Annotated in this window: 22 protein-coding genes; 13 read left to right on the forward strand and 9 right to left on the reverse strand. The window is 45.5% G+C overall.

What is annotated here, in order from left to right:
- The first annotated feature begins 22 nt into the window (after positions 1 to 22).
- The gene (gene larC / locus GF309_08755; protein ID MBD3158862.1) at positions 23 to 1,396 is read left to right on the forward strand and encodes a nickel pincer cofactor biosynthesis protein LarC; all 1,374 of its coding nucleotides are present in this window, start codon (positions 23 to 25) and stop codon (positions 1,394 to 1,396) included.
- Here larC and GF309_08760 read toward each other — a convergent pair.
- Both GF309_08760 and GF309_08765 read right to left on the reverse strand, forming a co-directional pair.
- The gene (locus GF309_08760; protein MBD3158863.1) at positions 1,386 to 3,665 is read right to left on the reverse strand and encodes a hypothetical protein; all 2,280 of its coding nucleotides are present in this window, start codon (positions 3,663 to 3,665) and stop codon (positions 1,386 to 1,388) included. The genes larC and GF309_08760 overlap by 11 nt on opposite strands.
- Before the next feature lie 11 nt (positions 3,666 to 3,676).
- Entirely contained in the window at positions 3,677 to 3,937 is a 261-nt protein-coding gene (locus GF309_08765; protein MBD3158864.1) for a hypothetical protein, read from the reverse strand.
- A gap of 283 nt (positions 3,938 to 4,220) precedes the next feature.
- Here GF309_08765 and GF309_08770 point away from each other — a divergent pair, with 283 nt between their 5' ends.
- Complete coding sequence (locus GF309_08770) at positions 4,221 to 4,385, forward strand: hypothetical protein (GenBank protein MBD3158865.1); 165 nt, start codon at positions 4,221 to 4,223, stop codon at positions 4,383 to 4,385.
- Between the two features lie 65 nt (positions 4,386 to 4,450).
- Complete coding sequence (locus GF309_08775; GenBank protein ID MBD3158866.1) at positions 4,451 to 5,059, forward strand: GTP-binding protein; 609 nt, start codon at positions 4,451 to 4,453, stop codon at positions 5,057 to 5,059.
- A gap of 19 nt (positions 5,060 to 5,078) precedes the next feature.
- Here GF309_08775 and GF309_08780 read toward each other — a convergent pair whose 3' ends face one another.
- Complete coding sequence (locus GF309_08780; protein MBD3158867.1) at positions 5,079 to 6,278, reverse strand: hypothetical protein; 1,200 nt, start codon at positions 6,276 to 6,278, stop codon at positions 5,079 to 5,081.
- Between the two features lie 271 nt (positions 6,279 to 6,549).
- On the opposite strand from GF309_08780, the gene GF309_08785 reads away from it, so the two are divergent.
- Positions 6,550 to 7,584 carry a hypothetical protein gene (locus GF309_08785; protein ID MBD3158868.1) on the forward strand — a complete coding sequence of 345 codons (1,035 nt, stop codon included), beginning with the start codon at positions 6,550 to 6,552 and terminating at the stop codon, positions 7,582 to 7,584.
- A gap of 18 nt (positions 7,585 to 7,602) precedes the next feature.
- Here GF309_08785 and GF309_08790 read toward each other — a convergent pair whose 3' ends face one another.
- The gene (locus GF309_08790; GenBank protein ID MBD3158869.1) at positions 7,603 to 8,157 is read right to left on the reverse strand and encodes a GTP-binding protein; all 555 of its coding nucleotides are present in this window, start codon (positions 8,155 to 8,157) and stop codon (positions 7,603 to 7,605) included.
- Positions 8,158 to 8,328: 171 nt separating this feature from the next.
- On the opposite strand from GF309_08790, the gene GF309_08795 reads away from it, so the two are divergent.
- The 5 genes from GF309_08795 to GF309_08815 all read left to right on the forward strand — a co-directional run bounded on the left by GF309_08795 (position 8,329) and on the right by GF309_08815 (position 12,953).
- Positions 8,329 to 8,709, forward strand: a complete 381-nt coding sequence (locus tag GF309_08795) for a hypothetical protein (protein ID MBD3158870.1) — start codon at positions 8,329 to 8,331, stop codon at positions 8,707 to 8,709.
- Between the two features lie 12 nt (positions 8,710 to 8,721).
- Positions 8,722 to 9,108: a hypothetical protein gene (locus GF309_08800; GenBank protein ID MBD3158871.1), complete on the forward strand. Its 387-nt coding sequence runs from the start codon at positions 8,722 to 8,724 to the stop codon at positions 9,106 to 9,108.
- On the forward strand, positions 9,105 to 9,851 hold the full coding sequence (locus GF309_08805) for an AAA family ATPase (protein ID MBD3158872.1): 747 nt from the start codon (positions 9,105 to 9,107) through the stop codon (positions 9,849 to 9,851). Before GF309_08800 ends, GF309_08805 begins: the two co-directional genes overlap by 4 nt.
- Before the next feature lie 11 nt (positions 9,852 to 9,862).
- Positions 9,863 to 10,582, forward strand: coding sequence for a hypothetical protein (locus tag GF309_08810; protein ID MBD3158873.1), 720 nt, complete (start codon positions 9,863 to 9,865; stop codon positions 10,580 to 10,582).
- Positions 10,583 to 10,658: 76 nt separating this feature from the next.
- Complete coding sequence (locus tag GF309_08815; GenBank protein ID MBD3158874.1) at positions 10,659 to 12,953, forward strand: hypothetical protein; 2,295 nt, start codon at positions 10,659 to 10,661, stop codon at positions 12,951 to 12,953.
- Here the strand turns inward: GF309_08815 and GF309_08820 are convergent.
- From GF309_08820 to GF309_08835, 4 genes are all read right to left on the reverse strand, one after another.
- Positions 12,950 to 15,022 (reverse strand): GTP-binding protein, encoded by a 2,073-nt coding sequence (locus GF309_08820; protein MBD3158875.1) that lies wholly within the window; start codon positions 15,020 to 15,022, stop codon positions 12,950 to 12,952. The two genes, GF309_08815 and GF309_08820, sit on opposite strands and share 4 nt — an antisense overlap.
- A 6-nt stretch (positions 15,023 to 15,028) precedes the next feature.
- The gene (locus GF309_08825; protein ID MBD3158876.1) at positions 15,029 to 15,631 is read right to left on the reverse strand and encodes an N-acetyltransferase; all 603 of its coding nucleotides are present in this window, start codon (positions 15,629 to 15,631) and stop codon (positions 15,029 to 15,031) included.
- Positions 15,632 to 15,662: 31 nt separating this feature from the next.
- Positions 15,663 to 16,253 carry an AsnC family transcriptional regulator gene (locus tag GF309_08830; protein MBD3158877.1) on the reverse strand — a complete coding sequence of 197 codons (591 nt, stop codon included), beginning with the start codon at positions 16,251 to 16,253 and terminating at the stop codon, positions 15,663 to 15,665.
- 131 nt (positions 16,254 to 16,384) lie between these two features.
- The gene (locus GF309_08835; GenBank protein ID MBD3158878.1) at positions 16,385 to 17,011 is read right to left on the reverse strand and encodes a thymidylate synthase; all 627 of its coding nucleotides are present in this window, start codon (positions 17,009 to 17,011) and stop codon (positions 16,385 to 16,387) included.
- Between the two features lie 433 nt (positions 17,012 to 17,444).
- Between GF309_08835 and GF309_08840 the strand changes: the two genes are divergently transcribed.
- The 4 genes from GF309_08840 (at position 17,445) to GF309_08855 (ending at position 21,925) form a co-directional block, all read left to right on the forward strand.
- The gene (locus GF309_08840; protein MBD3158879.1) at positions 17,445 to 17,747 is read left to right on the forward strand and encodes a hypothetical protein; all 303 of its coding nucleotides are present in this window, start codon (positions 17,445 to 17,447) and stop codon (positions 17,745 to 17,747) included.
- A 4-nt stretch (positions 17,748 to 17,751) separates the two neighbouring features.
- Positions 17,752 to 19,896 (forward strand): anaerobic ribonucleoside-triphosphate reductase, encoded by a 2,145-nt coding sequence (nrdD, locus tag GF309_08845; protein ID MBD3158880.1) that lies wholly within the window; start codon positions 17,752 to 17,754, stop codon positions 19,894 to 19,896.
- A gap of 261 nt (positions 19,897 to 20,157) precedes the next feature.
- Positions 20,158 to 20,379, forward strand: a complete 222-nt coding sequence (locus GF309_08850; protein MBD3158881.1) for a hypothetical protein — start codon at positions 20,158 to 20,160, stop codon at positions 20,377 to 20,379.
- A gap of 196 nt (positions 20,380 to 20,575) precedes the next feature.
- Positions 20,576 to 21,925, forward strand: a complete 1,350-nt coding sequence (locus GF309_08855; GenBank protein ID MBD3158882.1) for a hypothetical protein — start codon at positions 20,576 to 20,578, stop codon at positions 21,923 to 21,925.
- A 60-nt stretch (positions 21,926 to 21,985) separates the two neighbouring features.
- Here the strand turns inward: GF309_08855 and GF309_08860 are convergent.
- On the reverse strand, positions 21,986 to 22,141 hold a 156-nt coding region (locus tag GF309_08860; protein MBD3158883.1), incomplete at its 5' end, for a DUF340 domain-containing protein.

Below are 22,141 nucleotides of genomic sequence, written 5' to 3' on the forward strand. Positions count from 1 at the left end.
GGGGCTCGGAGGCTAGAACAAGATGGCAAAGAGAGACGTTCTATTTGACGGTGCAACCGCTGGCGCATCTGGTGATATGATACTATCCGCTCTTATTGATTTACTGGGGGATAAACAAGCACTTGATCCAGTTGCAGCGGGACTTCTGATTTACGATCCAACTCTCCGCGTTACTTTCAACGAACGGCAATTTGAAGATGCATCCGGGTTGGAAATGGATGTATTGCTGGATGAGGACATGACATTAGAGCCACAGGCCCTGAGAAACGTACTAGCAACTATGTCCAGAGAGGTCGAGCTTTCAGACAAAGCTGCAGAACTGGCTCGAAACTCCTTAGAGGCTCTTTTCAGAGCGGAAAGTCGGGCACATGATGAAGACATCTCGGATATACATCTACATGAGCTTGGATCTGTTGATACTATTCTTGATATTGTAGGTACAGCCTATCTTTTGGACAAGGCCGACCTTCTTGAGGATTCGAGACTACTGGTAACGAATTTAGCAGTTGGTTCTGGAACAATCACCACTGCTCATGGGGAACTCGACGTACCTGTTCCAGCAGTTTCAGAAATAATCGAGGAATTTGACATACCCTTCCACGCTGGACCTGCCAAAACTGAAGTTTTGACTCCAACAGCCGCCGCCATCTTGGGCACGATTGCTGACCAATTTGTTGAATCTGCGCAAGGTTTTGAGGTTGAGGAGGAGGCATTTGGTTTTGGCTCCCGGGATCTGGGTGAGATACCCAATGTTTTGCGGGTTGCAGTTGGAAATGCCTCAGGAATAGAGCCAGAAGTGAAAAAAGAAGAGCCTGCGGAACCCGAAGAAGTCGCTGAAGCAGAGCCTGTTGAAGAAGTTGTGACACCTGCACCAAAACCGGAAGCTCAACCAACTAAGGAAGAAGTGGATTTGGATGTAGATGAGGGCTGGGGGCGTGACGAAGTGATTGTTATAGAGACTAATGTAGATGACACCGATGGGGAATCTATAGGAACGCTTTTCGAGTTTCTTTTAGATGAGAATCTTGCCTATGACGCGGTCATAATTCCTGCTTATGGTAAGAAAAACCGACCATGTTTTGTTGTCAAGGTGATTACAACTCAGGAAAACATGAAAGAGGCTGCACGAGTCATAATACGTCACCTAGGAACTCTGGGCATTCGCTACACTTCATGGAATAGAATCAAGGCAGCCCGTGAGACTATTGTTTGTCAACTACAAATCGAGGACAAAGAATACATGGTTCGTGTTAAGGTATCGCGTGCAGCAAATGGAACTGTAGTCAATATCAAACCTGAAGCCGATGATGTGTTGAAGGTTTCGAGAGAAACAGGTATCCCGATTCGAGAGCTAAAACCCAGAATAGCCATGCAAGCTCATGCCATTACTGAATGATGGCATGTTTCTTTGAAAACAAACGATCCTCGGGCACCTGCTCACTTGAATTGATGTATTTGGCAGGAATGAGGCTTTCGAATGACCTTAGGCAAAGTTTGGCATACGCATCGGAATCATATTGCATGGAATCATCAATAAGCTCTACCGCCTTAACCCGTCTCAGGGGATTTTTTGTATCAGATTCTATCAGTACGTATCTTACCTTTTGCCCGGCATGCAAATCCTTTCCCATTTCTACTAACTGTTTTGCTGCTACTGCTGCTCTTGATGTTGTTTGATATTCATCTGGTTCGCGGCTCAGGCGAGAATTGAGCACCAAATCGCGCATGTCTACATCTCCTGCTTTTAGTTCTGTAATGTAATCTTGGCAAACCCCAAAAGCTTCAGGAATCAATTCTAGAAACTCGTTCTTGTTCTGTGCTTGTGCGAGAACTCGAATCATTGCATTCTGACAGTCTCCTACATAGAGACAGGTGTCACGACGTCTTACTTCGATTCCTCTTGTTTTGATACTCCCATTTCTGAAAAGGCCATAATACCGATTCAATGGGGCGATGGATGGGTTTACGTGTGAAGATGGAATAACAAACCACCTGTAAACCCCCTTCGGTGACATGGAGATATCCACAGTATCTGTCACCCCTTTACAGAATTCTTGGATTTTTTCGAATTCCATCTCCTTTTCTGAAGTGAGCCAGAGTGAGTCAACAATTCCATGGATTATTTCGAAATCATATGCCTCCCCAATCTCCTGTGTCCTCAGCAACAACTCTCGTGCGAAAGCTGTAACAGCAGTATGAGCCTCCACTCTTCCGAAGCGAGCATTCTTGAAACCAAGGTATCCAAAACAGGACACAAGTATACCTTTCAATGTGTTCTGCATTAGTCTGTATTTGTTTGCTTCTTCCCCCTCTTTGATGAGCTTCTTGAACGCATTTCGTTTTTGAATAACAAGTTCCAGAGACTCTGCTACCAAACCTCTTCTTCGTTCACATATACGGAAACTTACCCCTGGTATATCTAAGCAGTATTTCTGATTGTATGGGCATTCGTTTCGCATACATATAGTCTCGGGACTGATATTTCGAGTAACCATAAGTGTCGGGTACATCGATGAAAAATCACACTCAGCTACGTTTTCATAGATACCCGGTTTGGGTTGGAACACCAATCCCCCTCGATCAATAGCTGCTAGGTCATTAACCGATTTAAGAAACTCAGGATTCTTCTTTATGGGTGGTATCAGTAGCCCCCTCTTATAGGCGTTATAATATTGGACGGCTGCATTCACACTCCCAATTGACATTCGTGCAACCCTCTGAGGTCGTGCAAAGGCCAGCCTACACCCCTCAGCAACTCCTTCTATTCCGGTTGGTGAGTAGTACATGCTTTCGTTCCGGTCGATGTGGATTCTACCATTGAACATCACTGGCCTTCCGGACCTGTAGACGACTCTGTTGTATTGCCAAAACGATTCCGGATTCCGCTCCTTCACTCTCAAAGGGGTTCCGTCTCTTGAAAAAACAAGTTCCACATCGTGAATTCGCGCCCTGAGACTCAAGTATCTGAAGAGATCCTCATCGCCCCCTCTTGTGATAATCACATCGGGATTTATTTCATCGATTGTTCGTTGCAGCTCCAGCAGTGCTTCTTTTTCATTTGTCCCTTCAATCACCTTGGAATTTCCTTGGTTCATGATTTTGATGTGATGGATAGGGTCTTCCATTCGTGGAAAAAGGCGCTTCGTACTAACAGATACTTCGATTCCAATTTCCTCTAGTTCAGGAGTATGGTAGTGAATTGCTTCTCGGTCGTCCCTGTTCTTCAGTTCGATAATTTCGCCGTTCTTGAGTTCATACCCTACTCGTCCAAACGGAAACACTTCCCGGGCGATGAAACACTGCTGAACTGGATCGATATCAGCATGGAATACGGTAGCTCCTGGAAGCTTCTCCAAGTCATTTGCCACCTTCCAGTGTGAACCCGGCTTGGTAAATACTTGCACTACTTCTTCTTTCGTCTCATCGTACACGCTGAGGCACCGTTTGACGAGCTTCGTGTCTACTACTTCTGGATGCTCAGCTGTTGCTTGGAGAACTTCACAATCTTCCCACTCATGATTTTCTAGCAAATCTGTATCGACAAATAATGATGACTTGAAACTGGGATACGGATACCCTCGTGTTTCTCCATTGGACTTGATCCAGAGGACAAGCTCCTTGCTTTCCCTGTCAATGCTACCATCGAGAAGCCACCCCAGCTCCATTATGCCCTCTCCTATCCATCTTTCAGTGCTTGGATTTTATCACGGAGTGTATCAATTTCTTTCATAGCTTCCATCATGGTCGCCATGAACACAACTTCAGTGACCCTAGGAACTGGAACCATTGTTCCCGCATCTGCGTATTCCCTGGCATAGTTGAATATACGATCTAGATACTCCCTATGCGCCGGCTTGAGGGTGCGTCTGAAATTCTTCCATCTTGCTTGTTCAGAATCCACAGCGTCTCGAAAGGTCTTGACCGTTCTGCCACACATAATGATCTTCTCAATCTATCAGCTTGATTACAGCAAGTGGTACCGCGGAGCCTAAACTGGGTGCCGTAGAAACTTTATGATCCGGACATTGTGGTGTTTGTGGAACCTATTGTTCCGTTATTTCGGATACCCGATGGGTGGACTGGTTCCCGAAAGTAAAACCCGCTTTCATCAACACAAAGATCACCCAGTATCCCTTTTGACTGATACCAACAAAAATAGCGCTGCGGGACTGACGGAAAAACTAAATGCTTGTTTCCGATGATACGTCTGTGATTGGAACATGACTTTTGCTGGAGATAGAACCAATAATGAAGAGGAGATGCTACATAATCTGAGAAAAATCAGTAATCACCTAGAAAACATCGAGCGAGGTATCTTCTTGTTTTTCTCGGTCAATCTGATTGGGTTTACTCTCGTTCTCATTGGACTCCTCCGGCTTTTCTGACATATTTATTCGGGTTACACTAAAATAGCCGAAGGTTATGAGAGCATATAGCAAAACAACCGATTATGCCCCAGATAATTCCTCAGAAGGCGGTGTTCAAGTATATGGTCAAAGCGGTATTCAAAGTTGTTTTAATGGGTGATGGCTCAGTGGGCAAGACAAGTCTCCGGCGCACCTACATGGGAGAAGGCTTCAAAGCAAACTACAATATAACCATAGGTGCAGACTTCGCGGTAAAGAAGATGCAACTCGAGGGTGGCCATGATGTGCGTATACAAATATGGGATCTTGCTGGGCAGGAGCACTTCAGAAATGTCCGTTCAACATTCTATCGAGGAGCCATGGGGGCACTTGCAGTCTATTCGGTTGTAGAACGGCTATCCTTCGATCATATTCCTGAATGGGTGGACGAATGCTTCGAGAACGCCGGCAAGAAGATTCCTATCGTGCTTATTGGTAACAAGATTGACCTGCGAGAGAAATTTGAGGGGAACCCCTCCATGCAGGAAGCCATGGTCACGACTGATGAAGGTGAATCACTTGCTGAGAGAATTTCAGACAACAATGGTATTCATACATCTTTCATAGAGACATCCGCGAAGACGGGTGCCAATGTAGATGCTGCTTTTCTTGAGCTTGCAATCAAAATTCTTGAAAGCGGCGATATGATGTAATTCAACAGGAATCTTGCTGTTACGAAGCGGATTCAACTTGTTGATGTACCGCTTCGTAGATTCTACTGGCTGCGATGTGGAGGAGTTCCTCCTCGTCAGAGTGCACTTCTATTCTCACTTTGGTCTTTGACTCATCTGTTTTCCCAACTAGTGTTAAGTGAATGACTACTCGTGTTTGATTGAAGATGCTCTCCGCTGCTCCAATCAACAATGCTCTCATCATACCGTCTCTCTCTGAAGATTCTTCCCTAACTAGATGTAGATTCTTCTCTTTGAATATCCGTTTTAGTAATCTGAAGAGACTTCTTGGATTGAACCTAAGGACATGTTCTCTGCTCCATGGTTTCATCTCCATTCTGGCGACGCTGAATTCCCTTGAGGTCAAATCCAAGGGTTTCATCTGGGAATAGAGCGATCTGACAAGGCAATTTCCCGACTTGGCGGACACCTCCTGACCGAGATGGTTTTTCATGACAACGGCGATTACCATTTCCCCTTCTACGTAGTTCGCCACCTTCTTGAAATCGAATCTGATTCTAGCTTCTTCTGAAGGGGATAAGTCTCCTACTTGAGCCGCCCTATCGCTTTCGAGTTTGAGACCATCTGATGGATATGTCAGGAGTGAAACGTTCGTATCCTCTACTCTTTGTTTCCCCTCGTTCGTAAGCCTGACAAGGAGAGATATTCCCTCATCCTCTTCTTGGCATTTGCTTTGAACATCAATATAGCTGACCGTCCTAACTGGCAACTCATTTGTGAATAGGTCCGGTCTCCTTGCTGCCGCATAGAGTACATCTTGTGTCTCTTTCTCTCCGCTTACGGTTTCGGCTTGATTCACGTATTCTAGTATTGACTTGACCCTTTCATCCGTTAGTTTCTCTTCGGGTATTTCGCTCCGTGAGACTTCTACCCCGATAGCATGTAACATTCCTACAGCTGCCGTACAAACAACTGGTGTGATATCATACAATGCAATCTCTAGTGCTTCTTGTGCTTCTTGACCAAACTCGGCAAGTTTACAAACCGACAGCAATCTGAGTTCATCATCGCCCACAAGAGCTGCATCCTTACAAGCTTGTAGTGTTTGAAGCTCTGCAAGCGCATTGTTCAATTCCTCTCCTCTGGGCCGGAGGAATCTCTTGACATTGTCCTTCACATACCGGAGAGCCTCTATTCCTTTCAGCTTTTGCAGCAATGACTCCCCTTCTTGACTCTCCATGGTATAGTCCCCATAGTAAAGAATGTGATGCATTCGATTTAACGCTTACTGATTTCCTATGATACTGATGTGAAAGCTAGGAAATATGCGAATATACCTTGGCTTGGTTTTGGCTGGCTTCAGAACACTTTAGTACACCTCTAATGCATTCCCGTAATGTCTCCTCAATGAGGTGAATACACTGCCCCGGGACAAAAAGCCACTTTTCCTTCAACAGCAGACCCTGAAACCAAGAGCTGAAGAATCTTCTGAAATAACTCGACGGTTTGCAATGAATGATGTTGGACGGTTGCTTGCTGCTGGAATGCAAGATCGCACCATACGAATTATGTCTGCTGATGATTGTGAAGAGGTTCAATGTCTGCAAGACGACTACCTATGTACTTCTCTTGCTTTCAGTCCGCGAGGTGATATCATTGCTTCTGGATCGGTTGAACGTATCGTTAAAATCTGGGATATCAAGACAGGGGAGTGTCTAAAGACATTCGAAGGTCACGAGTATCCTGTGCTTTCTCTTTCATTCTCGCCGAGTGGAGATCGGCTTGTTTCGAGCAGTGGCGATACAACGCTTATCATATGGGATATTGATAACCGCGAGAAAATTCATCAGATGGAAGGTCATACTCTCTACGTGCTTTCATGTGATTGGGATCCTGGTGGCAACAGAATCGCCTCGGGAAGTGTTGATGCACTCATATGCTTATGGGATGCAAACAGTGGTAAGAAAATCCAGACGATTGAACAACATAGGACTGCAGTGCATAAAGTTCGTTTCTCACCTAGTGGGGAAACTCTGGCTTCTGGTAGTTCCGATTTAACAATCAAGCTTTGGAACGGGAATCCCAAAATAGAGCTTGATGAAACTCTTCGAGGGCATTCGGCTGAAGTTCGAGCTTTAGCGTTCAGCTCGGACGGTGAGTATCTGGCTTCTGGTTCAAGCGATAAGGAAATTGTTGTTTGGTCTATGGACGATCGTACTATCAAAGGTAATACTTCAACCGACGGAGAAATTGACGGGCTTGAGTGGTATCCAAATGAGAAGACCTTTGTGAGTTCAGATGGTACCGGGGCTATTATTCGATGGAATCTCAAATTGCTACGCGCGGTTATTAGTCCCTTTGAGGAGTTGCTAGAAGAAATCAAGGCCGATGAGGATGGAAGTAGAAGGGATGAACTGATTGAGAAGTTTCGGAATCTACAGTCCCGCTATGATGAAGAAACATTGAAGGCTAAGCGTGTTTTCTACGCTGTTTGGAAATGTAAGAGAGCTCTGGGTCTCTTAAAAGGGAAACCCCGGAAACGCTGAGAATGAGCCCGTCCTATACTACATCACTTCGTCGTCTTTCTTCCTCACACTGTCAATCATAAGCCTGCAAAGTTCAGTATAGGCCTTTTCCACATTCTCGCCTGTCAAGGCACTGGATTCAACATACAGAAAGCCTAACTCATCGGCGTATTCTTTCCCTTCCTCAGTACCGACGACTCTGCTTTCTTCAAGATCTACTTTGTTTGCAACAACAATCATCGGTATTGGATTTCCTATAGCCTTGAAGCATTCGTTTTTCCAGTTCTCAATATTCAAGAAAGTACGGCGGCGAGTGACATCATAAACCAATAGGCCTCCTCTCGCCCCTCTATAGAATCCTTCTCGCACGACCGAGTATCGTGGCTGACCAGCCAAATCCCAAATTTGAAGCGTTACATTGCTATCTCTTTCCGGAAGTCTGGTTCTTTTGATAGCGAAATCACTGCCGATGGTGTGCTTATAATCTGATTCAAAGCGTTCCTGGGTGTAACGGATAGTAAGTGCCGTTTTGCCCACCGCACCATCTCCTAGCATGACGGTTTTGAATCTGTATTCTGCAGGCATGTGACTCATTCCCTAGCGTACTCTTAAGAACTACATCAGACCTTAAAATCTATCCTCTTGCTACTCCAGTTACTTGCCGTAATGAATCTTGATATTTTCTGTCTTCTGTACGTCCTTGTTCGAAAATATATATAGGGATGAGTTGCAATCAGAGATTTAGCATGCTGGCTGGTGCAAACTATGGAACGGCCCGATTACTCTGCTCTAGAGGAAATTCTTGAAGACATGAATCGTGAAGGCGGATTTTATGCCAGTATACTGGCCAGAGACGATGGTCTCTTGATCGCCTCCGCAACCGCCCCGAATATCGATAACAATGTAATAGCTGCTATGTCCGGATATGTGGCTTCCACAGTCGAACGCATGCGGAAAGAGCTTTCTCTTGGTGAACTGAACGATATAAACGTGAGATGCTCTGCTGGGAAGGCTGTTTTTAAGAAACTCAACCTTGAGGAACAGGATGACCTCGTTTTAGCGGCTGTTATGCCGCGTACAGTTCGATATCATTTGCGTCCGCTAGGTAAAGGTGGAACAAGAATTAAGAACGTCCTAGAGAAGTGACAACCACAAAAGATTCAATTGGTTCAGCATAAAGAACATCACACCGTCGCTTATATTCAGGAGTGCAGTCGATTGGGCGAACAAGCGAAGAGTGCAAATGATTCAGAAGGAGAACCCTCAACCCCTGTTGAGATTGTCCTATTCAAATCAGATGATTGTGCCTTTTGCCCAAGAGCTGAAGAGGTAGTGCGCGAGGCAATTGCTGATTTCAGCTCAGAATCCTTTGAAATACGGATTATCGACGTGAAAAAGAATCCTGAGGCGGCTGAGGAATACGGAGTGTTTGCCCTGCCAACAATAATGATTGGTGGGACAAGCGTGACTGGAATTCCGGAACCTGAGATCATAATGAAAATGGTGCTGGGGGCTAAGGTCTCTATGAGAGGTGCTAGTAAATGAGTGACTTTGAAATTGAGCGGGTAAAAACAGGCATACCAGGCCTGGATGAATTAATCGAGGGTGGTTTCCCGAAAGGAGATACCATTTTGATTGCTGGTAAAGCTGGAACTGGAAAGACTATCCTAGCAAATCAATTCCTCTACAATGGCGCAACTGAATATGAGGAACCAGGTGTTCTCGTTACGTTGGAAGAAACACCACAGATGATTCGACGGAACATGAAACGCTTCGGCATGGATTTACAAGAATTAGAAGATAATGAGATGTTATCAATCGTTGATTTGTCACCTTCAAAGGAGCGTTCTCCCGTACCAGTGGGAGAATACCCCAGCTTCGATCTCTCAGGATTGGAGGCCATAATACTGAATCACATTGAGAAAGTGAATGCCAAACGCGTTGTGATTGACACCCTCTCCATTATGGCATACAAATTCAAGAGCCGAGACATCCTCCGCGAAGAATTCTTCAAACTATGTGCAGCAATCACCCGCACTGGAGCAACACTTCTTCTTACAAGTGAGATTCCCGCTCATCACGGTGGTTTGGGTGTCTTTGATATTGAGGCATTCTTAGCTTCTGGCGTAATAGTCCTCTACTATGAGAAAGTAAGTGACACCTCAAGATCTCGATCAATAGAAGTACTCAAGCTAAGAGGTTCCAAGCACAGCTCACGCATACACTCAATGCGGATTACAGATGAGGGTATCAGAGTATGGCCTGGTGAAATTGCCGGTCAAGGGTAAGGTGGTAATAGATGAAGAAAGAAGTAATCGACGCTTGTGACACTGAACCAACAACAGTAAAGCCGATGATTGGAGACCTAGTCCGGTTCGGCCAGCTCACACAGGTCTCGTACATGCTTCTTGGCCCTATAGGTTCTGGAAAAACTACTTACGCGGAGGCTTTCTTGGCTCAAGGTTTGAGTTTGGGTTTTCCTGGCGTCTTTGTTACTACAGATGTATCACCACGTGTCATCAGAAATGACATGAGCCGACACGGGTGGCCGGTGGAAGAATGTGAGAACAACGGACAATTGGTCTTCATCGATGGTTATTCAGAAAGAATGGGCGCCCCAAAGACGGGTAGGGCTCATACATTATCCAAGGTAGATGATATCAGCGAACTAGGCATTGTTCTTTCTGAGGTTCTAGATGATTTGGTGTGTGCAAGAGTGATTGTTGACAGCCTCTCAACGCTCATCCTGAACTCATCGGCTACTAAAATGCCCGGCTCTGTGCAGAGGATAAGCGGAAGAGTTACCCAAAATTCGCACAGCATTATGTTCATCTTAGAAGAAGGCGTCCATGACGAGAAAACGTATGCTACTTTCTCGTATCTTGTGGACGCGGTTCTCAGGTTCAGAGTCGATGAATCTGGTGATCGCCCAGTTCATCAAGTCCGCATGGAGAGGATGCGAGGAACGGACACTTCCAGACAATGGCACGACTTCGTTATGGAGAATCCTGAAGAATGATTACTCGAAGAGGCTTCTGTGAAGACTTTTAACAACTTAGTGACCGTTTCGATATGAAATCAGTAGGTAGCACATCATGGAGACCAGATTGGAGGTAACTATCAGGGATATTTTATGCGCTTCAGTTTCCCTAGATGATGGTTTATCCGCAATCCAAAGTCTGTCAATCGACGGCTCGATTGATAAGGAACTTGCTTTTGATATTGCTAGGGCAATTGAAGAAATAATCCTACGAAATCCAGAGGTAGCCAACTCAAAACTGACAGAAATCATTGTTAAATTAGCTTTCGAAGAAAATCGAATGCTACCTCAAATGCTTAGTCTTCTTGATACGAGGTACACCCACAGTGCCAGAAGAGCAGCAATAGAACTGGAACCAGATTTGGAATCGATTCCCGTTCTACTAGATCTTCTCGGTGAGCTATCTCATGGAATTGACCGGGCTCTACGACTGAATCTACGCCCATTGGTTCCGTTCCTGGTAGATGAAATGGTTCAGACAATGGAATCTATTTGGTCCAAGCAACATCGTCCATCCACTCACCTTGCTCTTCATGAAGTACACGAATTGACTACCTATTTGGTTGAAGCTGGCTTCTTTGAAGGTGCAGAAGCTTTACTCAATCGATTAATCGAAATGGCTGATGACATTGATTTGCAGACACTCTATTTCGAAGCCTCACTAGATGAGGCTGGAGTTCTTACGGAACTGGGCCTTTATGATCAATCAAGAGAAATCCTTGCTGAATTAAGACCACGAATTCGTGCTTCTGGCGATTCGGTGCGGCTTGCGGCTCTTACTCTTCAATTGGCTATCAATGAGACCCGTGATGACGAAGTTGCATACAAGAGAGCTCGATCATTGGCTGACAAGGCTGCTGATATGTTCGGTAGTATTCTCGACACCGACGAGGTGAACAAAGATGGGCTTGTTTTGGCTCACCTTGTTATTGGGTCGAGCATTTTGGCTAATGGTTGGAGAGAAGGCATCTCTGATGCTATAGAGCGATTGGAGAAATCCTTGAATCTATTGGAAGGCATTCCTAATCGAACACCGGCTCAATCGAATCTCATGTACCGCTGCTTGTGCAGCCTGGGTTTTGCATATGGTATGATTGATCGCGAAATTCGAGTTTCGGATGGTCTTACATATCTGAATCGTGGAAAAGAGATTCTAGATGAAACCAGCATGACTGCTTCGGAAGCCAAGGCGGAGCGCGCAGCGTGTAACAATGCTATTGGATGGATATGTCTTACTTCAGATTCGGACGAATTCAGAAATACCGGACTAAAAGCGTTTGAAGAGTCCTTGGAGGCTCGTCAGGAGCTTCTTAAAGCTGATAAAACTCCTGATATAACATTGCTTGGTACCCGAATGGGTCTTGCTCTATCAAAGATACGGATACCAAGCAGGAATTCCGAAATTCCCTTAGAGAATATTCGAGAAACACTTCTGGAGTACATACAGCTTTTCCCCGTTGATACAAGAAGCTTTGTTGAGGTCGCTATTTCCGTCTACAACCTTGTGTTGCTCAGCTTCAGACATGATATTGACCTCCCAGAGCGATTGATACGCCTTCTTGATGACATAGACATGATGTTGTCCGACGCGAGAGCAACTAGTGATTCACCGTTCATACATGGCGAGGCCCTTACAGTTCCTTACGCAAGCAAATCATGGACGACTCTATACGACCGGGCAGAGAACATTGCTAATAGAGTTCCGGAGCTAAACAAGGCTGCTAATATGCTCAAAGCGGCTGCTACTGCTAAAATTAACCTCCAAATTCTAAATCGCCAGCGAGTTGTCAAGATTCGTAATCCAATTGAATCTCAAACCATGGAATCGGATGCACTCTTAGCTCAGTATTGGAAAGGGCAGACAGCTCTTGCTAATGCGCTAAAGACATATTTTGAAAACAAAGATTACTCTGAGCTGGCTACAGGTCTCCATAAAGCAGCACGAGAACTGAGTATTGTGGAAACGATTGATCCTGACTATGACGGCTCGGAGTCTTTCATCAAGGGGACAGCTCAATCCTTAGCAGCATTACTAGAGCGGTTCTCTCAGGCACTTGAGAGCGGATACGGGGCTGTGATTAAAGGACCAGCTGGAGGAAGCCTCGATATTAAACAAGGGAAATATGACTTTCTGCTACCTGAAGACTGGATTGGCTTAGTGCGAATCTCCGAGTCCTACCTAGAATTGATTGAGGAAATGGAATCCGTTCACGCACAGCCATATCTTAACGCGGTATTTTCAAACATGTCCCGAGCACTACAGATGATGGATCGAATATCCATGGCTGATAGACGTGTGTTGTCTATGCTCGGAAGGGTGATGAATGAACGCTACTACCTACGGAGCTAGATTCTTCTGTAGTCTCCACTTTCAGCTCCCCACGTAGCCCATCCCGATGTTGCTGTTCTCATTTCATCAGCCAGTCCAAATGATTCTCGTACTGGAATCTCTGCCTCTATTTTGTAGAGATGACGTTCTGATTCCATCTCCAAGATTTCCCCCTTCCGTTTGGCAAGGATTTTGCTTAGTGTGCCTATGTAATCCTCAGGAGCTGTAATCTCAAGATGTAACCATGGCTCAAGCACAACGGGCTCGTCGCTCATTATGCTCTTTCGCAATGCTTGAATCATAGGTTGTGTGATGTCTCTCCAGGAGGTTTCAGGTTTCTCGAATCGAATATCTGCCTCTCTTATCACTACCAAAAGATGTCTCATCCGTTCTCCCTGAACCGGTCCGCTCTGTTTCACTGTACGGAATCCCTCAATCACCCATTCAGCCTCTTCCGTATGTGGTTCAATCTTCTTTGTCTGATCTACTAGATAACACATTGACTGCGGATCAGCATCTAGGATTTCACCCTCGATATCTGGTCGACCACTCTCTTGGAGGAGCTTTGCCTGAACCGTGAAAGAACTAGATTCGGCACCCCCTGCTGATTCAGGCTTCCCGTCTTCAGTTAGCTGTTCCTTGAGTAGAACCATTGGTTGACCTAAGCGAACTTGTACCCCTTTCCGTTCAAGTTTCTCAACACTTATTTCAACGTGCAATTCGCCGGCACCCGAAAGGAGCATCTCGCCTGTCTCAGGATTAACCTGGAATTCAAGCGCGGGGTCAGTTTCGACAAACTCTTTGATTGGCTCTTTGATTTCACTCAACTGAGACAGAATCTTTGGTTCTATGGTATAGGTTACCACAGGCTCCGTGGGATACTGAAGCTCGCTAATTGGCTGGGCATCTTCATAGCCAGGCTCGACCAATGTGTCTCCAATGGAAAGCGGTTCAATGCCTGTCAAAAATGCGAGATTTCCAGCTGGAACTTCATCCAGTCCTACGCGCGTCTTTGACATCAAAAGCCCTGTAAGAAGCGTTTTCTCGGTATCTCCCGTTCGCAAGTTGGTCAATTCCTGTCGATTTCTCAAGATCCCTGAAAAAACTCGTACCACTGCTACAAGACCTGCATGTCTATCTCTCTGAGTATTGCTCACAGCCAGAATGCAGGGTCCATCTCTATTGCAATCATACAGACTCTTGCCATATTCGGTGTCTGATTGTCCCCCCCAGATTCGAGGCATTCTCTCTTTCTGTGCTTCCTTTGGATTTGGTACTATGTGAACAACCGAATCAAGGGTGGTTTCTGCAACTGGATACCTCTTAGATAACTCATCTTCGTTTTCGTTTCTGTAGGCCTCTACAATCTCCTTGAGAAGTTCAAGAAACGCCTCTTCCATGGTTTCCCTGTCTGCTGACTCACCAGCTCGACTTCGTAGGACTTCTATGCCAATACCCCATTTATCTAGGGCAGACCCCACACAAAGAGAGTTTCGAGCAAAAGAAACCTGCCATTTATCCAGCAGATCATCATCGATGTATTTACCAAGCATTCCGTTGAATTCCATGACAACTCGCTTGATTTGTTCAGCTACTTGTTCTGCATTCAGCTTACGCTCGGTAATCAGTCGGTCAATCTTATTGAGGAACAGCATCGGTCGAACTACTTCCTCAATAGCCTGCCTTGTCACAGTCTCCGTTTGAACCATTACTCCCTCGATGACATCAACTACCACAATTGCCCCATCTGTGAGTCTAAGCCCTCTGGTAACATGGCTTGAGAAATCAATGTGACCTGGAGTATCTACTAAATGGATTAGATATTCTTGGTCTTCTCTGTCATGAATGAGCGAGATTCCTGACGACTTAATGGTTATACCCCGCTCCTGTTCAATCATATCATAATCCAATAATTTTGCAGAAGCAGCTACATCTTTGGAGAGAAGGCCAGAAGCGGCAATAAGCGAATCTGTTAGGGTTGTCTTTCCATGGTCAATATGCGCGATTACAGTACAGTTTCTAATATTCTCTATATTATTGACCAGTGGAGAAACTCTTTCCTCGACAAATTTCTTGTACAGATGAGACAATTGCGACTACCTAACCTTCATTTCATAATCAGCTGCCGGAATAATGGTTTCTTGATTGCACTCGGCGCACCGGAAGATGACTTCATCAGCATTCTTCTCTATTTCATCATGGAGCGGCTGACCACAGATACAGACGAATCCAACTAATCGTGCTGGATTCCCCATCACCAATCCATGAGCTGGAATATCCTTCGTAACGACAGAGCCACTCCCGACCATGCAATACTCGCCCAGTATCGTATTGCAGATAATGACAGCATGAGCTCCAATTGAAGCACCCTCCTTGACAAGAGTTTCACAAACTTCCCATGATTCGCTGAATGCACGCGGATACAGATCATTGGTAAATGTCATGTGCGGTCCACAGAACACATCATCTTCTATTTTGACGCCCTTGTAAACAGACACGCCATTCTGAATTTTGACGTTGTCGCCTATCTCAACATCGGCGTCGATGTATACTCCCTTCCCCAGATTACAGGCTTTTCCAAGCTTGGCTGTCCCCCGAACATGAGCGAAGTGCCATATCTTGGTGCCTTCGCCAATTTGCGCTCCATCGTCTACAACCGCTAGTGGGTGTGCATAGTACTCTTCTGTCATGTCGCTCATCTCAGAACTCGAGGATTTCAAGAGTTAACTCTTACTCTTTGTTCTTCGATTGAATCCACAGATTCCCTTTGTAAGCTGATGTCTTAGGGCAGCCAACACATCTATCAATTTTGTATCGTTTACATTCCGGACAATGCCTGCCACAGGGTGATTTGTCTCCATTGTCTCGATTGGGGGCAAGATCGATGGACAAATACTCCGGCACGATTGGAGCATTTCCGAGCCATGTTTCGGTATTTCTAATACCCTCCTCTGTGGCCATACTGCAGGTTCCAACCATGGATTCCATACTCCAGGTATCTTCTGCAATCATTACCGCAAACAGGTTGTATCTTCCAGTCACGGGTGCGAGCATCAACAGCCTGGGACAGTCACCATATTTCTCGGCTATTCCATCAGCAACCTCCATATTTCGGGTTTCCAGACCCATGAAGACGATTTTGATGTCAAGTGATTCTGCCCGGACTCCAGCTGAGATTTGCACCGAATCTTCTTCTCTTAGCTTGTTCAATCTCTTGCCAATGGCGACGTGGGACATCCCCAGCTCTTTGCCTATATCTGTAAGGCTCTTCCGACCATCTTGCTGTAGAATATGAATCAGTTCTCTGTCCTTGTCGTCCATTTTTTCATTCTCCAGTATTCCATTGACGAAGTTACGGGCAAATACTAGCAGGACTACTTATTACTTGATGAAATAGTATTTGAATGAACCTCAACGCCTGCTGTAGGTTTGGTTCTGAAGCGGTCACTAGACTAAATGAGGGATTCAGCACTTTTCCAGTCATGCTTGTAAATATGCGCATTAACTGAGAGCGTTGTTATTCTGCCTGTATCCATATTGACTTGTTCTGCCACGTGCTTGAGTAGCTCTGTCAATGCGTAGAAATTCGCTGGCCAAGCTCCGTACATGTCATTGCTACGAATAGTCACAGAGAGGTCTAGATTTCCATCTCTTCTCATGAACACAAAATGGTTCAGACAAGGCACTTCATCAGCGTTGTCATCTTTTCGAGGATCCCACGTTGTAGCGACTGCCCTCCTGCTATTTGGATTTGCCTGGATTTTCTTTACAATGTAGTCCAGCTGATTGATTTTTTCATCACCCCACGCATTCAATCGCTCTCCATAGGTATATTCGAAATCAAGGCGATCTGGATTGAGAAGCTGTGTAGCATACTTCTCTTGTAACACCTTCTGACTAAATGGATAGTCTGGACTTACTCTCTCAGCAAACGGCTGGAGGATGTGAATCATTACGTTGTCTAACCAGCGGGTTTTCAAATCCCGTTCACCAACACGTGTCAGTCCGTTCTTCATGATTTTCGGGATTATCCTCTTCCAAGCTTCAACAGCTGTTGTAGCCCGTATGTATGTCGCCATAATATTTCACAACTCGGAATCGCAACCAAGATGAGCCACAGAGATTTCTTCCAATTGATTCCCCGCAGCTGCGTGGCTCGGTGATGTGCAATCTTTTCTTTCTTTTCACTTACCCCTTTGTTATTACCTGAGTCATCGATTAGCTTTCCATTCCGCGCGAAATGGTGAATCTTCTTCGTTCCCAAGAGCGGAGATGTTTACTAGAAATCTGTTCAATTGGGTATATCATATGACAACACAAATCGATGATTGTTCGGATGAAATTAGAACAGTCATTCTAGGAGATTAAATTGTTACCGAAAAATAGACGAGTGGAATAACATGTCTTGTCCGAAATACGATAGAATGGCTTTAGAACGCCTCCGGGGATGTGAGAACTCTTTTATTCTTACCACCTCCTTACATCTCAACCACGCTTGAGTGGAGTGTTGAGATGTCGCCGGGAGAGAATACTCGAACTGAGAAGATTTTGTACCTCGTAACCCAGCCGGGTTGCGTCAATTGTCCTGCAGCAAAAGCAGTAGTTGAAGAAGCGTTTGAGGATACAGACATACCAGTGGAGACGATCAATCTCCAAGAAATGGACGATGACCTTGAATTCCGCCTTTTGGAGGAACAAGTGTTCATCGCCTCAACACCAAGCATCATCGTAGACAATGGTGGAGACTTGAAGCTGCTATACAGTGGCGAAGTGCCTACAGTGGATGGCATTCGTAGAGAATTAGGAGTTGCATGAGAGCTTGACTGATATCAATGAAGCAGTAGCAAAAAATATTGAAGAAATAGCGGCACGTGAAGAGAAACTACCGAGCGTTCGTACGACTAGTGGAACGATTGAGGATTTTGATGCTGAGAGAATTATCAATAGTCTTCATCGTGAAGCCGGGTTGACACATGCGGATGCTCAGCTCGTTGCTGTCAAGGTTATGGATAGAATAGCTGCTTCAGGAATCAAGTTTCTTTCTGGCCCTTTGATTCGTGAGATGTGTAACAGTGTGCTGGCAGAATTGGGCTTGGAAGAAGAACGTATCCGGTATACCCGTGTGGGAATCCCGATGTGGGACGTGAATCAGCTCATCCACGATACCGGAGATCACACGTCTAATGCAAACCTGATGAGGAATCCTGAGACCATTGCCAAACTGGTTCACGATAACGTGATGGAGCAGCACACCTTCCTCTCTATACCTCCCCACCTAGCAGATGCTCATCTAAGTGGTGACATCTACATCAAGGATCGGGAGTACTTCTCTACACGTGACTACTGCGCCACGTGGGATCTTCGCCAAGTGCTCAAGCTTGGTATTGCGCCTGATGGGCTTGGCGGGATGCATTCTTCACAAGCGGGTCCCGCCGTCCATCTTCCAGTGGCAATCAATCATTCCGCTATATGGCTTGCAGCAGCCCAAAGTTCCTTTGCTGGCGGTCAAGGGTATTTCTTCTTCAACACTTTCTTGGCACCGTTCTGTCAAGGGAAATCATACAAAGAAATCAAGCAGGCTGCTCAACAACTTATCTTCACACTAACACAGCAGTATGTTGCTCGCGGAGGTCAAGTCATCTTCTCCAGTATCGACCTCACACCAGGCATACCCAAAATCATGAAGGATGTGCCGGCTGTTTTGCCTGGCGGGAGAATTAGCAACTTGGCTTATGGCGATTTCGAAGAAGAAGCCAACCAGTTCTTCAACGCCTTCATGGAAGTCATGATTAAAGGGGATGCAAACGGAAAAGGCTTCAATTTTCCAAAACCAAATATCGTTCTCCGCGAAGAATTCATGAAGCCTGAATATGACGACTCGTGGCGTCTCGTGGGTGAACTTACGGCGAAACACGGAAGTCCCTATTTCGAGAACTATTTGAACTGGAGGAGCGGTATCGAGGCTGGATGCAGCAGCTGTTGCTCTCATCTCTGGACTGCGAGCAGCGATGAGGAGATGGAGGAATTCCTTACAGGCAACATGGTTTTTGGCGCATCACAAATGGTCACGCCAAATATTCCCCGCGCTGCATGGCTCGGCCGGAAGGATGAAGACCGATTCTTTGAGAAACTGGACGAGTTTATTGATCTCTGCAAGGAGGTTATGCTTGAGAAGAAACACTGCATGGACCGGCTTATTGACAGCGGCAGTGTACCATTCTATACCCAACCCAAACCTAATGGTGATCCACTCATCAATATGGAAGATCGCGAATTCCTGTTAGGAACGGTTGGTTTCGAAGAAATGGTCCATATCATGACAGGGCACCATTTGCACGAGCGCGAGGGCACCAAATTCGGTATCAAGGTTCTCAAACACCTCAAGAAACGGGCACGTGAGTTCCAAGAGGATTACGGACTCAGTTTCAATGTTACACGGACTCCCGCGGAGAGTGCAGCTGGTCGATTGGCTCGAAAGGACTATCGGCAGTTCAAGGGAATCCGACCGTATCTCAAGGGCGATCATCCAAGCGTCTACTATACAAACTCAACCACTTTGTATGTTGGAGCCGACATTCCTCTAAGTAAACGAATCAAGAAAGAAGGCATGTTTCATCCATACATGGATGGCGGTGCGCTAACACACGTCTACTTGGGTGAGAAGAACCCTGATCCCGACGCTCTCTGGGCACTCACTCGCAAAATCGCTGAAGAAACACTCAATTCATACTGGTCCTTTACCAAGGATATCCTTGCCTGCCCATCTTGCTTCCACCAGGAAGGCATCGACTGGCGCAACGCTAAGTTCTCCTCTGTTGAGGACCTGAATCGTATCCCCTGTCCAAAGTGTGGATATATCGGGGTGGATATCATCAGCCGGATTACCGGGTATCTACAGTCGTTTTCAAGTTGGAATAACTCCAAGAGACAGGAATTCCTAGATAGGCACCGATATGCCGTATAATCTGATTAAGAGGGTTGTATGGGGTTATAGTTACTTCTCGTGATTCTTGGCGTCACCACCTAAGCAGATCATCTAAGGTGTATCCGATGAAATATGTAGTTGACCCACTGTATGACCGAACAGAAATTCCACAGTGATTCAATCAAGCCCAGAAAAAACTAGAGATTTCCCGTATGCACCATATTCGACAACTAGGATTCTGCATCTACATATGCTCAATCATGGGCTCCTCCTACAGCTGGAAACACTGAAACATACGCTGTGGTTGGCCTTGAAGAAGACGAAACGTATTGGTTTGCTATTATTGCCTACGATGATGTGGGGAACTATGGTGAGGTCTCAAATATCGCCTATGGCACTACTACCATTCCTACTCTGCCAGATACTGGTCTTGTATTGGGTCTCGCTATCGGAGATCTTGCAGGCGCAGGCGGAGCCATAGTTCTGATCGTCTGGTTCATCAGGAAACGACATGGAATTTAGCTTCCAAAAAATTCCAGTGATGGGGAGAGATCCAGCCGGCTGGGGTTTCTCCCTCATTTCGCTTTCCAATCATGCATTTGGGCAGAATGATGCTCTGGACCATTGCGAATATTCTCACTAGAAAGACTAACATAATCTCGTTTCAATCGAAATGCCATATTCACTTATAGATACATGAATTCCGGAGAGGGAATCTTTGGACCGACCGAGTGCAGAAACAGTAGCTAACAACATTTTGGATAACGTAGGCATAGATCAATCAGCGCATGTAGAAAAACACACACCCCGCGCTGGTAAAATGAAACCGTCTCTACAGGTTAACGAAGAGGGGACCATCATTGTCAAAGCAACCCATGAATCGGAGGTTCGACGCCTTGTCGGTAGATATGCAGCCAAAAGCCAATGGCCTTTCTACAAATGGCTTGGTGCAGCTCATCCGTATCTATTGACAGTGATTGCTGTCTTTTCTATGGCTACAATTTTCATCATTCAAGTTCTACTCCTCCAGTCGCTGCCAGCTCTATCTATTCCACTCTTTCTTGTGTCTGATACCATAATAGCTGCATTGGTTGTAGTTTTCTCCTACTTGTCATTATTCCGATTCACAAAATGGAAACGCGAACTGGCTGAATATATGAAGGATATTAACGCTCTAAATGAGTATGATGGTACGTTGTACGACCCCTCTTCCGTTATCTCGAATATAGTATGGAGCGCATTGTGCCTTACTGGTTTTGGAATATTCATCCTGCAATACGGTATTCTCGTTCTAGACATGGATATCTTCCCGCCACTTGTCATTTACTTAGGGATCATTCCTGCAGCTCCTGTGATATTCATCAATGTCTTTCGGAACATCGGAGAGAATCATTGCTTCGATTATATTGAGAGAGAAAATGATGAACTGAGGGATTTCACTGCATTTGAAATTGAAACTGCACAGCAACTGAAAGAACTCCTAATGCAGGAGACAAGCTCTCTGGGGGTTGAAGACTCTTTTCTGGACAATGCGGATTATGGTGAATTCGACCCAGACCTCACTTACAGAGAGATTCCTTTTCCACACTGTAGAATGTTCCATACTTATACTGACGAAACTGGGCTCAATTTTCAAATTTGGGACATGAACGCTGCAGCCGCAAAGCGTCTCATTGTCTCACGTGTACGTAGGGCAGCGACACCTTATTTCCACGAGGTCAGTCTTCGGCGAAGGCTATCAGCACTTGGAAAATTCCTTTTTCTTATATTCCTGTTTCCTATTATGGCCCTGTTGACCATTCCTTTCGGTACTCAGTTTATTCATCCCCTGTTACTCGTTGTGGCTGTCATTCTTGCATGGAGCACATGGAGGGATTATATTTTACATAGTGAGGCTCAACAATCCTATAGAAATCTGCTCACAAAATCCGAATACATGACAGATTATGATACGAGATACTACTACAATGAGCAGTTTCGAATCATGACGCGGGTTGATATTGGGCTCTTCATTGCCTTTCTGATTATGGCCGTTCTTGTAGAGTCCATTCTCTTCCTTGTGATATAAACAAGGCGGCAGCCTAGGTAATACTATTGCTAAGACCCGTCATACTATGGCCTTTGCTTCTCAGAACCCTATCACGAGAGGAACGAGAATGGGTACAAGACCCGTAAGCACAACACCACTCACAAATGCCGGTATCACCAATTCATCTCCAGCAGTTTTCTTGATGATTGGTAGGCCGATATCCATAGTGGTTGCTCCTCCCGGAGCTATGCTTGC

The sequence above is a fragment of the Candidatus Lokiarchaeota archaeon genome (genome assembly GCA_014730275.1).
In the GTDB taxonomy this organism is placed as follows: domain Archaea; phylum Asgardarchaeota; class Thorarchaeia; order Thorarchaeales; family Thorarchaeaceae; genus WJIL01.

Excerpts from the sequence above, each read along its gene's own strand:
- larC (MBD3158862.1), top strand. The coding sequence starts at position 23 with ATGGCAAAGAGAGACGTTCTATTTGACGGTGCAACCGCTGGCGCATCT.
- GF309_08760 (MBD3158863.1), bottom strand. The coding sequence starts at position 3,665 with ATGGAGCTGGGGTGGCTTCTCGATGGTAGCATTGACAGGGAAAGCAAG.
- GF309_08765 (MBD3158864.1), bottom strand. The coding sequence starts at position 3,937 with ATGTGTGGCAGAACGGTCAAGACCTTTCGAGACGCTGTGGATTCTGAA.
- GF309_08770 (MBD3158865.1), top strand. The coding sequence starts at position 4,221 with ATGACTTTTGCTGGAGATAGAACCAATAATGAAGAGGAGATGCTACAT.
- GF309_08775 (MBD3158866.1), top strand. The coding sequence starts at position 4,451 with ATGCCCCAGATAATTCCTCAGAAGGCGGTGTTCAAGTATATGGTCAAA.
- GF309_08780 (MBD3158867.1), bottom strand. The coding sequence starts at position 6,278 with ATGGAGAGTCAAGAAGGGGAGTCATTGCTGCAAAAGCTGAAAGGAATA.
- GF309_08785 (MBD3158868.1), top strand. The coding sequence starts at position 6,550 with ATGAATGATGTTGGACGGTTGCTTGCTGCTGGAATGCAAGATCGCACC.
- GF309_08790 (MBD3158869.1), bottom strand. The coding sequence starts at position 8,157 with ATGAGTCACATGCCTGCAGAATACAGATTCAAAACCGTCATGCTAGGA.
- GF309_08795 (MBD3158870.1), top strand. The coding sequence starts at position 8,329 with ATGGAACGGCCCGATTACTCTGCTCTAGAGGAAATTCTTGAAGACATG.
- GF309_08805 (MBD3158872.1), top strand. The coding sequence starts at position 9,105 with ATGAGTGACTTTGAAATTGAGCGGGTAAAAACAGGCATACCAGGCCTG.
- GF309_08810 (MBD3158873.1), top strand. The coding sequence starts at position 9,863 with ATGAAGAAAGAAGTAATCGACGCTTGTGACACTGAACCAACAACAGTA.
- GF309_08815 (MBD3158874.1), top strand. The coding sequence starts at position 10,659 with ATGGAGACCAGATTGGAGGTAACTATCAGGGATATTTTATGCGCTTCA.
- GF309_08825 (MBD3158876.1), bottom strand. The coding sequence starts at position 15,631 with ATGAGCGACATGACAGAAGAGTACTATGCACACCCACTAGCGGTTGTA.
- GF309_08830 (MBD3158877.1), bottom strand. The coding sequence starts at position 16,253 with ATGGACGACAAGGACAGAGAACTGATTCATATTCTACAGCAAGATGGT.
- GF309_08835 (MBD3158878.1), bottom strand. The coding sequence starts at position 17,011 with ATGGCGACATACATACGGGCTACAACAGCTGTTGAAGCTTGGAAGAGG.
- GF309_08840 (MBD3158879.1), top strand. The coding sequence starts at position 17,445 with ATGTCGCCGGGAGAGAATACTCGAACTGAGAAGATTTTGTACCTCGTA.